At 69.8% G+C, this 11,948-nt stretch carries 8 protein-coding genes; 5 read left to right on the top strand and 3 right to left on the bottom strand.

Translation table 11 applies throughout. The features are described 5' to 3' along the window. Positions 1-31 precede the first annotated feature (31 nt). A complete protein-coding gene (locus tag AB7E03_RS14585; RefSeq protein ID WP_489942066.1) occupies positions 32-355 on the bottom strand; it encodes a DUF7882 family protein in 324 nt (107 codons plus the stop codon). Between the two features lie 137 nt (positions 356-492). Between AB7E03_RS14585 and treY the strand changes: the two genes are divergently transcribed. Continuing rightward, on the top strand, positions 493-2,757 hold the full coding sequence (gene treY, locus AB7E03_RS14580; protein WP_489942065.1) for a malto-oligosyltrehalose synthase: 2,265 nt from the start codon (positions 493-495) through the stop codon (positions 2,755-2,757). Continuing rightward, complete coding sequence (gene treZ, locus AB7E03_RS14575) at positions 2,754-4,469, top strand: malto-oligosyltrehalose trehalohydrolase (protein ID WP_489942064.1); 1,716 nt, start codon at positions 2,754-2,756, stop codon at positions 4,467-4,469. The genes treY and treZ overlap by 4 nt, the downstream gene beginning before the upstream one ends. Here the strand turns inward: treZ and AB7E03_RS14570 are convergent. Then, positions 4,447-4,773 carry a type II toxin-antitoxin system HicB family antitoxin gene (locus tag AB7E03_RS14570; RefSeq protein WP_489942063.1) on the bottom strand — a complete coding sequence of 109 codons (327 nt, stop codon included), beginning with the start codon at positions 4,771-4,773 and terminating at the stop codon, positions 4,447-4,449. The two genes, treZ and AB7E03_RS14570, sit on opposite strands and share 23 nt — an antisense overlap. A 461-nt stretch (positions 4,774-5,234) precedes the next feature. Here AB7E03_RS14570 and glgX point away from each other — a divergent pair, with 461 nt between their 5' ends. From glgX to AB7E03_RS14555, 3 genes are read left to right on the top strand one after another with little or no spacing between them, the layout of a single operon-like run. After that, the gene (glgX, locus tag AB7E03_RS14565) at positions 5,235-7,271 is read left to right on the top strand and encodes a glycogen debranching protein GlgX (RefSeq protein ID WP_489942062.1); all 2,037 of its coding nucleotides are present in this window, start codon (positions 5,235-5,237) and stop codon (positions 7,269-7,271) included. Continuing rightward, on the top strand, positions 7,271-8,128 hold the full coding sequence (locus tag AB7E03_RS14560; RefSeq protein WP_489942061.1) for a serine/threonine-protein kinase: 858 nt from the start codon (positions 7,271-7,273) through the stop codon (positions 8,126-8,128). Before glgX ends, AB7E03_RS14560 begins: the two co-directional genes overlap by 1 nt. Before the next feature lie 4 nt (positions 8,129-8,132). Beyond that, positions 8,133-9,887 (top strand): glycoside hydrolase family 15 protein, encoded by a 1,755-nt coding sequence (locus tag AB7E03_RS14555; RefSeq protein ID WP_489942060.1) that lies wholly within the window; start codon positions 8,133-8,135, stop codon positions 9,885-9,887. Between the two features lie 62 nt (positions 9,888-9,949). Here AB7E03_RS14555 and acs read toward each other — a convergent pair whose 3' ends face one another. Then, a complete protein-coding gene (gene acs / locus AB7E03_RS14550) occupies positions 9,950-11,929 on the bottom strand; it encodes an acetate--CoA ligase (RefSeq protein WP_489942059.1) in 1,980 nt (659 codons plus the stop codon). Positions 11,930-11,948: the final 19 nt, after the last annotated feature.

Below are 11,948 nucleotides of genomic sequence, written 5' to 3'. Positions count from 1 at the left end.
CGCGTCTACCCCCGACCGATCCCCTGAGAAATCAACCCCGGACGACGACCTGGCCCTCGCGGGAGGAATTCGCAGGTTCCGGCGTCACGAGGAGTCCGTTGGGCCGGTGCGTCCCGTCGAGCAGCGCCTCCAGCCAGTCGCGGTTCAGAGGCGCGATGGCACCGTCGTCGTAGTGGAAGCGGATCGGGAAGCCGTTGTCGATCCAGATCGCCTCCCGACCGCCGTCGTCGTCCCGCATCCAGCTGAGGGCAAACGACTCGCGACGCCGCAGCTTGTTGGTGATGACCACCTGCAGGTGGGCGAGCATCCTGTCGCTGAACTCGTACTCCGCGCCCCCGTAATTCAGCACTGCCACTTCCGCCACTCCCCTCGGCCGCCCGGGCCGCTGAGTGCGACGCGAGGCTGGTGACCTCCAGCTTATTGCTCGCCTGTCTAGCAATACGACCGGCGTGAGATTTCAAGGCCTACTCGGCACCTCTCCGCTCCCCCAGAATGAAGCGTGTGAGCACCTACCGCCTCCAGATCTCCCCCGACTTCACCCTCCGCGACGCCACCCAGGTGCTCGACCACATCCAGCGCCTCGGAGCGGACTGGGTCTACCTGTCGCCGCTCCTCGAGGCCGAGCCCGGATCGATGCACGGGTACGACGTCGTGGACCACAGCCGCGTCGACGCTTCTCGCGGCGGCCCGGAAGCCCTGCGCGAATTCTCCGACGCCGCGCACGAGCGCGGCCTGAAAGTGCTCGTCGACATCGTGCCCAACCACATGGGGGTTGCGACGCCTGCGATCAACGCCTGGTGGTGGGATGTGCTGACGCACGGCAAAGAGGCGCGCCACGCCTCCTACTTCGACATCGACTGGGAGTTCGGCCACGGTCGGCTGCGCCTCCCGATCCTCGGCGACGGCCCGGACGAGGAGGACGCGCTCCGGATCGAAGACGGCGAACTGCGCTACTACGACCACCGGTTCCCGATCGCCCCCGGCACCGGCGACGGCACCCCGCAGGAGGTGCACGGCCGCCAGCACTACGAGCTGATGTCATGGCGCCGCGCCGACGCCGAGCTGAACTATCGCCGCTTCTTCGCCGTCACCACGCTCGCCGGGCTGCGCGTAGAGGACCAGGAAGTTTTCGACGACACGCACCGGGAGATCGCGCGCTGGGTGGATGAGGGGCTGGTCGACGGCATCCGCGTCGACCACCCGGACGGCCTCCGCGACCCCGCTCAGTACCTGGAGCGGCTGCGAGCCCTCGCCGGTGACGCGCCGATCTGGGTCGAGAAGATCATCGAGGGCGACGAGCGGATGCCCGACTGGCCCGTGCAAGGCACCACCGGCTACGACGCGCTCGCGATCGTCGACCGCGTGCTCGTCGACCCGTCCGGCGAAGGCCCGCTCACGGCATTCGCGGGCGAACTGGACGAGCGCGAGGAAAGCCAGGACTGGGCGGAGCTGGTGCACCGCCGCAAGCGCGCGGTCGCCGACAGCATCCTGCGCTCCGAGGTGCTGCGCGTCGTCCGTGAGCTCGGCGAGGGCACGGATGAGGAGGTCGCCGACGCGGTGGCCGAGTTGGCCGCGTGGTTCCCGGTGTACCGCAGCTACCTGCCGTTCGGCGCCGAGTACCTGGAGGAGGCGCGGCTCGCGGCCGCGGAGTCCCGGCCCGATCTCGCCCCGGTCATCGCCCGCATCACCGACCGCCTGGGCGACCGGTTCGAGCAGACCACCGGCGCCATCATGGCGAAGGGCGTCGAGGACAACGCCTTCTACCGGTACACCCGTCTCGTCTCGCTCACCGAGGTGGGTGGCGACCCGGCCGAGTTCGCCCTCTCGCCGGAGGAGTTCCACCGCCGCCAGGCGGACCGCCAGCGGCGCCTCCCCGAGTCGATGACCGTACTCTCGACCCACGACACGAAGCGCGGCGAGGACACCCGGGCGCGCATCCATGTGCTGGCCGAGCTGCCGGGACGCTGGGAGCGCTTCCTGCGCACGGTTCGCGAGCGGGTCGGGTTCGGCGACGGGTCGCTCGAGAACCTGCTGTGGCAGTCGGTCGTCGGCGCGTGGCCCGCCTCGCGCGAGCGCCTGCAGGCCTACGCGCTGAAGGCGGCGCGCGAGGCCGGCGCCTCCACCGGCTGGACCGATCCCGACGAGGCGTTCGAGCACCGGATGGCCGCGGCCATCGACGCCGCCTTCGACGACGAGCGCGTGCGCGCCGAGGTGGAGGCGCTGTCCGCCGTCATCGAAGCTCCCGGTGCGAGCAACGGCCTCGCTGCCAAGCTGCTGCAGCTGACCGCCCCCGGCATCCCGGACGTCTACCAGGGCTCGGAGCGGTGGGAGCGGTCGCTGGTGGACCCCGACAACCGCCGGCCCGTCGAATTCGACGCCGCCTCCGCGCTCCTGGCCCACATCGACGAGGGATGGCAGCCCGAGATCGACTCGTCCGGCGCGGCGAAGGTGCTGGTCACGGCGAAGGCCCTGCGCCTGCGCCGCGATCGCCCCGAGCTGTTCACCGGATATCGCCCGGTCTACGCGGAGGGCTCGCGCGCCGGCCACCTCGTCGGCTTCGACCGCGGCGGTGCAATCGCTCTCGCCACGCGCCTGCCCGTCGGGCTGGCCGCCACCGGCGGCTGGGCGGACACGACGATCGACCTCGGGGAGGATCCCATGCGCGACGAACTCACCGGGCGGGAGCACCGGGGCCGCGTGCCCCTCGCCTCCGTCTTCGAAACGTACCCGGTCGCACTGCTGGCGGCGGTCCGATGACCGGCGGCTGGAGCGAGCGCCGGTTCCCCGTCTGGGCCCCGCAGGCCCGAGCGGTGGATGTGGTGCTCGGCGACCTGGGGACCTTCCCGCTCACACCCATCCCCGCCACCGCGGACAGCCCGACCGGCGGCTGGTGGGAGCTGGCCGAGTCGCCCGCCCTCCCCGACGAGCCGCTCGACTACGGCTTCCTGGTCGACGGCGAGGGCCCCTTCCCCGACCCGCGCTCGCTGCGCCAGCCGAACGGCGTGCACGAGCTGAGCCGCGAGTTCGACCCGCGAGCGCACGAGTGGGCGGACGGCGAGTGGGAGGGCCGCGACCTCACCGACGCGGTCACCTACGAGCTCCACATCGGCACCTTCACGCCCGAGGGGACGCTGGATGCCGCCCTCGAGCGCCTCGACCACCTCATCGAGCTCGGCGTCGACGCCATCGAGCTCCTCCCCGTGAACGCCTTCAACGGAACGCACAACTGGGGCTACGACGGCGTGCTCTGGTACGCCGTGCAGGAGCAGTACGGCGGTCCGGCCGCGTACCAGCGGTTCGTCGAGGAGTGCCATCGGCGCGGACTGGCCGTCATCCAGGACGTCGTCTACAACCACCTCGGTCCGAGCGGCAATTACCTACCGAAGTTCGGTCCTTACTTCGGCCAGGGCGCAAGCACCTGGGGCGTCTCCATCAACCTCGACGGGCCGTCCTCCGACGAGGTCCGCCGCTACATCCTGGACAACGCGGAGTACTGGCTGCGCGAGATGCACGTCGACGGCCTGCGGCTGGATGCGGTGCACGCCCTCAAGGATTCCGGTGCGACCCACCTGCTCGAGGAGCTCGCGGTGCTGGCGGACGAGCTCGCGGGCGAGACGGGCCGGCCGCGCACCCTCATCGCGGAGAGCGACCTGAACGATCCCCGCCTCATCCGGACGCGGTCGCATCACGGCTACGGACTCCACGCCCAGTGGGACGACGATGTGCACCACTCCATCCACGCCAACCTCACCGGTGAGGACACGGGTTACTACTCCGACTTCGCGAACCCGGATGCACTGGTGAAGGTGTTCGAGCGCGGCTTCTTCCACGACGGCACCTGGTCCAGCTTCCGCGAGCGCCGCCACGGCCGTCCGCTCGACGCCGACATCCCCTTCACGCGGCTCGTCGTCTTCAGCCAGGACCACGACCAGATCGGCAACCGTGCGGCCGGAGACCGCCTCACGGCCACGCTCGACTCCGGCCGGCTGGCGGTCGCCGCCGCTCTGACGCTCCTCGGCCCGTTCACGCCCATGCTGTTCATGGGCGAGGAGTGGGCCGCGACGACGCCCTGGCAGTTCTTCACCTCGCATCCCGAGCCGGAGCTGGGCAAGGTGACGGCCGAGGGCCGCATCGAGGAGTTCGCGAAGATGGGATGGGACCCGGCCGTCGTCCCCGACCCGCAGGACCCGGAGACGTTCCAGCGCTCGAAACTGGACTGGTCGGAGCCCGGCCGCCCGGAGAACGCGCGGATGCTCGACTGGTACCGCACGCTGACGGCACTCCGCCGCACAATCCCCGCCGGCGCCCCCGCTACGGATGTGGCCTACGCCGAGGGCGTCTTCCGCTTCTCGCGCGGCGGCCTCCTGGTCGAGGCCAGCCTCTCCGGCACGGGCCTCGGCGCGCCTCCCGCAGGCGCGGTCGCCGCCTTCGGCGAGGCGGTCCGCGTCACGAGGCCAGCCGTGAACTGACCAGCCGATTCAGGCTCACATGCTCCTCGGCAGCCTGGATCGCCAGACTTCGATGAAGCTCCGGAGGGATGCGGACCTTGAACTCGCCGCTGTAGGTCCGCTCTGAGAACGGCGGGGGGACGAGTTCGCCCGATTCCTCCAGGTCTGTGATCACATCTTCGACCAGCCCGACAATGCCATGCAACGCCTCAGCCTGGGTCTCGGCCAGCCATGACAGAGACGGGAACTCAGCGACCTGGCCGACGAACTCGCCGTCTGCTGCCGACCAGAGGACTCGGTACGTGTAGTGCGTGAAGTCGGTCATGATCTCTCGCTCTCCCATCGCTGGACAGCCAACAAAACTTGGATGACCTGGTAGCGCTTCGCGCGTCCACGATCGTTCTGGATGTTCACCCGCGGGTCGCCGGCCCACGGAGTCTTGAAGACTAGGTGGCTCGAGCCGGACTGGCGAGGTTCGCCGAAGTACGCAACACACACGCTCACCAACTCCTGAAATCGGACATCCGCTGGGTTCAGCCTCATGCGCGTGAGGAGCTTTGCAGCATTCGGCACCCTCGATGGTGCCATTATTGACACCACAATGCAACAGCCTTGACGCGTTGACGCGCGCCTAACGGTCCGCCACCTCCCTGTCAATGCCTGGAGGACCGCACCGCCTCGCAGGTATCGTTACGGTCTACCGATCGGAGGCACCGTGCCAAAGCCCTGCCCCCGGCCCCACCGCCGGACCCTCCACAGCGCATCCACACTGCGGGGGGCATCGCTGTGACGGCGGAATCCCTTCCCTACCCGCTGGGAATCACCCTGCGGGAGGGCGGCGCCAACGTCGCCGTCTACAGCGAGCGAGCCGACAAGGTGATCGTCTCGCTGTTCGACGCGCGTGGCCGCGAGAAGCAGAGCGAGCTCACCGAGCGAACCGGCCACGTCTTCCACGGATTCGTTCCCGGCCTCGTCCCCGGCACCCGGTACGGGCTGCGCGTCAACGGCCCATGGGATCCGGCCAACGGTCTCCGCTTCTCCCCCGCGAAGGTGCTCCTGCCTCCGCATGCCCGCGCGGTGACCGGCTCATGGGACAACACCCAGGCCGTCTTCGGCCACCAGCTCGGCCGCCCGAAACGCCGCAGCGACACCAATGGAGCACGCCACGTCGCCCTCGGCGTCGCCATCGACCGCCAGGAGTTCGACTGGGGCGACCACGAGCGCCCGCGCACGCCGCTGAGCGAGACCATCATCTACGAGATGCACGTGAAGGGATTCACGAAGCTCATGGAGTGGGTGCCCGAGGAGTTCCGCGGCACCTACGCCGGCCTTGCACATCCTGCAGCCGTCGAATACCTCAAGAACCTCGGCGTCACCGCCGTCGAGCTGCTGCCCATCCACCAGTTCGTCCAGGATGCGCACCTGCAGGAGAAGGGCCTCCGCAATTACTGGGGTTACAACTCCATCGGCTTCTTCGCGCCGCACAACGAGTACGCCGCGACCGGCGACACCGGCCATCAGGTCGACGAGTTCAAGGGTATGGTCAAGGCGCTGCACGCGGCGGGCATCGAGGTCATCCTCGACGTGGTCTACAACCACACTGCCGAGGGCAACGACATGGGGCCGACCTACAGCTTCAAGGGCATCGACAACCCCTCCTACTACCGGCTCGTCGAGGGAGATGCCGCCCACTACTTCGACACCACCGGCACCGGCAACAGCTTCAACGTGAGCCACCCGGCGGCCCTCCAGGTGATCATGGATTCGCTCCGCTACTGGGTCGAGGACATGCACATCGACGGCTTCCGTTTCGACCTGGCGACCACGTTGACCCGGCAGGGCGGCGACGCCAGCCTCCACAGCGCATTCCTGACCCTGATCCAGCAGGACCCGACGCTCGCGCAGGTGAAGCTGATCGCCGAGCCGTGGGATGTCGCCGGCTACCAGCTGGGCGGCTTTCCCGCCGACTGGTCGGAGTGGAACGGCAAGTTCCGCGACGACGTCCGCGACTACTGGCGCGGCACCCCGGGGGTGCTGTCGACGCTGTCGCAGCGTGTCCTCGGGAGTCCGGACATCTACGAGGACTCCCGCCGCGCCCCGCTCTCCAGCGTCAACTTCGTGACCGCCCATGACGGTTTTACCCTGGCCGACCTGACCAGCTACAACGAGAAGCACAACGAGGCGAACGGCGAGGACAACCGCGACGGCGAATCCGACAACCGGTCGAACAACTACGGCGTCGAGGGCCCCACCGATGACGAGGGGATCAACGCCTTCCGCATCCGGCAGCGCAAGAACTTCCTCGCCACGGTGCTGCTGTCCGCCGGCGTGCCGATGATCCTCGGCGGCGACGAGATCGGGCGCACCCAGCAGGGCAACAACAACGCCTACTGCCAGGACAACGAGATCTCCTGGTTCGACTGGGCCAACGCCGACTGGGAGCTGCACGAGTTCACCTCGAAGCTGATCCGCCTGCGCCGCTCCGAGCCCGCCCTCCGCCCCGAGTGGTACCGGCAGGCGCCCGAGGTGGGCGGCACGGATGTGGTGTGCATCGTCCGCAGCGACGGTGAGCCGTTCTCCGACGAGGACTGGGCCGACCCCGAGGCGCGGTCCATCGCGTTCGAGTTGCGACACGAGGGCGCCGACTCGTTCCTGCTGATGCTCAACGCGGCGGGCAACGGCGTCGAGTTCGTGCTCCCGGACGCCGCGGGCGCGGCGTGGGAGTTGGAGCTCTCCAGCGACCCGGAGCTCGCCGTAAACGACAGCACCAACGTCATCCTGGGCGAGTCCTCGTTCGCCCTCCTGCGGTCACGGAACAGCTGATGCCCGAGTCGACCATCCCGGCCCTGCTCGGGCGCTACCGCCCGCAGCACGTGATCGGCCGCGGCGGTGAGGCCAGCATCTTCAAGGCCACCGACGAGCTGCTTGGACGCGAGGTCGCCATCAAGCTGTACCGGGCCGGCGGCGAAGAGGAGATGGCGCAGTACCGCACGGAGCAGGCGGCGCTCGCTCGGCTCAGCCACCACGGCATCGTCTCGCTCATCGACGCAGGAATCGACTACACGTCGCCGAAGGATCCGCGCCCGTTCCTCATCATGGAGCTCGTCACCGGCACCGACCTCGCCAGCGCGCTGGCCGAGCGGGAACTCGAGCTGGAAGAGATCGCCGAAGTGGCCTACGACATCTCTGAGGCGCTGGAGTACGTGCATGCGAACGGGGTCGTGCACCGCGACATCAAGCCGTCCAACATCATGCTCGTCTCCTACGGCACGACGACGTTCCGCGCCCGCGCACGACTCACCGACTTCGGAATCGCGAGCGGCATCGCCGGCACCCCGGCACAGCCGGATGAGGGAAAGACGACCGGAACGGCGGCCTACCTCAGCCCCGAGCAGGCGATGCGCCGGCCGGCAACCTCGGCGAGCGACATCTACTCCCTGGGCCTCGTGCTGCTGGAGTGCTTCACCCGGTCGGTGACCTACCCGGGGTCCGCGGTCGAGTCGGCGCTCGCCCGTCTTGAGCATGAGCCGCCCATCCCCGACGGGCTCCCCGACGACTGGCCGCGCATCCTTCACGCCATGACCGCCGCCGACCCGGCCGAACGGCCCACAGCCGCTCAGCTGACCCCGGTCTTCCGCGAGGCCGTCATTTCGGCGGCGGGGCTCCAGCAGCGGGCGTGACGGCATGAGCGAGGCGGCCATCGAGGACCACGCTGCGCTCGGCGACGGTCGCACGGTCGCGCTTATCGACCGGTCCGGCACGGTCGACTGGCTCCCGGTGCCGAGCCTCGACTCCCCACCCGCCTTCGCCGCGCTGCTCGATTCCGAGCGCGGCGGCCGCATCCTGCTGCACCCGGTGAGCGATTTCGAGACGAGCAGGCGCTACCTCCCTGGGACCAACGTCCTGGAGACGACGTTCCGTACCGCGACCGGAACGGTGCGAGTGACGGATGCACTGGTCACCGGCGTCGCGGGCCGCCTCCCCTGGCTGGAGCTGGCCCGCCGCATCGAAGGCGTGACCGGCACGGTCGTCATGGACTGGGCCGTCGAGCCGGGCACCATGCTTGGCGGTGCGAGCCCGTGGGCCGAGCGGGTGGACGGCAAGCGCATCCTCCGGGTGGACCGGGTCAATATCGGCGTCACCGGCCTGAACGACACCGAGGACGACGTGGATGCGCCGCGTTTCGGCGGTCGCATCCGGGTCGCCGAGGGCACCCGCCGCACGCTCAGCATCGTCGCGACCGACGACGAACCGCTGCACCTGGCGGATCCGGGGAACGTCGACATCGGCATCGATCGAACCGTGTCGAACTGGGAGCTCTGGTCGCGGACCTTCTCGTACCAGGGGCCGTGGGACGATGCGGTGCAGCGCAGCGCCCTCGCCCTCAAACTGCTGCTCTACGCGCCGACCGGCGCCATCGCGGCCGCGGCCACCACCTCCCTCCCGGAGACACCGCGCGGCGGCAAGAACTGGGACTATCGCTTCGCCTGGGTGCGCGACACCGCGTACGCGCTGCGGGCGCTCGCGCGGTTCGGGCTGCGGGAGGAGACGCATGCGGCGATCGCGTGGCTGCTGCGCGCGGTGAAGGGCGACATCGCGCAGGTGCGGGTGCTCTACGGGCTCCGGGAGGAGTCCTCCGCCGACCCGCAGACGCACGACGTGCCCGGCTGGCGCGGCATCGGCCCGGTGGTGACGGGGAACCGGGCTGCGGGCCAGTTGCAGCTCGGCGTCTTCGGCGATCTGCTCAGCGTCGCCCTCGCGTACGCGGCGGCGGGCAACGTCCTCGACGTGCCGACCCGGCGTCTGGTCGCAGACGTGGCCGACCACGTCTGCGACGTGTGGCGGCTGCCGGACTCGGGGATGTGGGAGCTGACCGAGCTCCGTCACCACACCTCGTCGAAGATGGGCTGCTGGCAGGCACTGCAGTCGGCCCTTGAGCTGGAGAAGCTCGGCCAGATCGAGGGCAACCCGTCGCGCTGGCGGCGTGAGGCAGACCTCATCCACGCGTGGGTCGAGGAGAACTGCTGGTCGGACGACCTCGGCGCGTACACGATGGCGGCCGGCGCAGAAGAGCTGGATGCGTCCGTCCTGCTGCACGCTCCGAGCGGCTTCGACCGGGGCGAGCGGATGCGCTCCACCATCGCCGCGCTGCGACGCGACCTGGGGGTGGGCGCGCTGCTGTACCGCTTCACCGGCGCCGAGGCGGAGGGCGAGCGGCCGTTCACGGCGTGCTCGTTCTGGCTCGTGGCGGCGCTGGCGTGCGTCGGCGACGTGGCCGAGGCATCCACTCTGATGGACGACCTGATCGGACGGGCCAACGACGTCGGACTCTACGCGGAGATGATGGATGCGGACGGCGCCTTCTGGGGCAACTTCCCGCAGGCACTGTCGCACCTCGGCCTCATCGACGCAGCCCTGACCGTCGCCGACCTGCGCTGAGCCGGCTGCCCTCTAGTTGACGCAACACGCCGTCGCGCCGACCTCGCGCGCGGCGTGTCGTGTCAACTCGAGCGGTCGGCGAGAGCGGCGGCGATCGCGTGCGGAACCGTCTCGTCCTGCAGCGAGGTGGTGTCGCCGAGCGGACGACCGTCGAAGAGGTCGACCAGGAGCCGACGCATGATCTTTCCCGACCGAGTCTTGGGCAGGTCGCCGACGAGCACAACGTGGCGCGGCTTCGCGATCGCCCCGATCTCGCGGGTGACCTGCTCGCGCAGCTCGGCCTCCGCCGGCGCCTCCCCCGACGGCACCACGAACGCGGCGACCGCCTGCCCGGTGGTGTCGTCACCCACGCCGACGACGGCCGCCTCGGAGACGCGTGGATGCGCCACGAGCGCCGACTCGATCTCGATGGTCGACAGACGGTGCCCGGAGACGTTGATCACGTCGTCGAGCCGTCCGAGCAGCCAGATGTAGCCGTCCGCATCCACCGCCGCACCGTCCCCCGCGAGGAAGTAGCCGCGCTCCGCGTATGGCCGCCAGTACGAGTCCCGGTACCGCTCCGGGTCACCCCAGACCGTCCGCGACATGGCGGGCCAGGTCCCGTCGATCACGATGGAACCGCCCGAGCCGCGCGGCACGTCCTCGCCGCGCTCATCCACGACGCGCACGGTCACGCCCGGCACCGCGACGGTCGCGGAGCCGGGCTTCAGCGCCGTCACACCGGGCAGCGGTGCGACGATCGCCGCGCCGGACTCCGACTGCCACCAGGTGTCGACCACCGGTGTCCGGCCGGCGCCGATGTTCTCGCGGAACCACACCCACGCCTCCGGGTTGATCGCCTCGCCGACGGTTCCGAGCAGCCGGATGCTGGACAGATCCCAGCGATCGCCGAGACCCTCGGGGAACCACGTCATGAACGTGCGGATGAGCGTCGGGGCCGTGTAATACGTGGTCACGCCGTAGCGCTCGATCAGCTCGAAGTGGCGCCCGGTGTGCGGGGTGTTCGGTGTGCCCTCGTAGAGGACGGAGGTGGCACCGTTCGAGAGGGGACCGTACAGGACGTAGGTGTGCGCGGTCACCCAGGCGAGGTCAGCCGTGCACCAGTAAACGTCGTCGTCCTTGGCGTCGAACAGCGCCCAGTGACTCCACGAGGCCTGCGTCAGATAGCCGCCGGTCGTGTGCACGACCCCCTTCGGGCGGCCGGTCGTGCCGGACGTGTAGATGATGAACAGCGGCGTCTCGGCGTCGAAGAACTCCGGCTCGTGGATGTCCGGAGCGGTGTCGACAACATCGTCCCACCACACATCGCGGCCAGGCGTCCACGGGATGTCCGGCGTCAGCTCGCCCGTGCGGCGCACCACCAGGACGTGCTCGACGGCGTTGTCGCCGGCGACCGCCGCATCCGCATTCGCTTTGACCGGTACGGCGGAACCCCGGCGGAACTGCCCATCGGAGGTGACCAGCAGCTTCGCCCCCGTGTCTTCGACCCGGAAACGCAGCGCCTCGGCCGAGAACCCGCCGAACACCAGCGAGTGGATGGCGCCCACCCGCGCGATCGCGAGCGTGATGACGACCGTCTCGGGGATGACCGGCAGGTAGACGACGACCCGGTCGCCCTTTCCGACGCCCAAGGCGGTGAGGGCGTTCGCGGCCCGCGCGACCCGGCGCTGCAGGTCGGCGTAGGTGATCGTCTCGCGGTCGCCCTGCTCCCCCTCGAAGTGGATCGCCACCCGGTTGCCGCGTCCGGCGTCGACGTGCCGGTCGACGCAGTTGACGGCCACGTTCAGCCGCCCGCCAGCGAACCATTCCGCCCGCGGGACGGTGAGCTCGCCGTCCTCCCCGACGACAGCCGGCTCCCACGTGTGCGCGGTGTGCCAGGGCTCGGCCCAGTCGAGCCGCGCCGCCTGCCGCTCCCAGAAGGCCACTGGATCGCCGGCCGCCTCAGCGAACACCGACGCATCCACGTTCGACTGGGCGGCGAACTCGTCCGACGGCGGGTACAGGCGGGTCTCGCGGCCCAGGTTCTCGATCGGGGTGGTCACGCTCCGACGGTATCCGGGT

It is taken from the genome of Leifsonia sp. RCC_180 (assembly GCF_058138205.1).
Note: the sequence above shows the minus strand (reverse complement) of the source record. Positions and strands in the feature narration are given on the sequence as shown.

Bases quoted from the DNA above. Each gene is read 5' to 3' on its own strand.
- treY (WP_489942065.1), top strand. From the start codon at position 493: ATGAAGCGTGTGAGCACCTACCGCCTCCAGATCTCCCCCGACTTCACC.
- treZ (WP_489942064.1), top strand. From the start codon at position 2,754: ATGACCGGCGGCTGGAGCGAGCGCCGGTTCCCCGTCTGGGCCCCGCAG.
- AB7E03_RS14570 (WP_489942063.1), bottom strand. From the start codon at position 4,773: ATGACCGACTTCACGCACTACACGTACCGAGTCCTCTGGTCGGCAGCA.
- AB7E03_RS14560 (WP_489942061.1), top strand. From the start codon at position 7,271: ATGCCCGAGTCGACCATCCCGGCCCTGCTCGGGCGCTACCGCCCGCAG.
- AB7E03_RS14555 (WP_489942060.1), top strand. From the start codon at position 8,133: ATGAGCGAGGCGGCCATCGAGGACCACGCTGCGCTCGGCGACGGTCGC.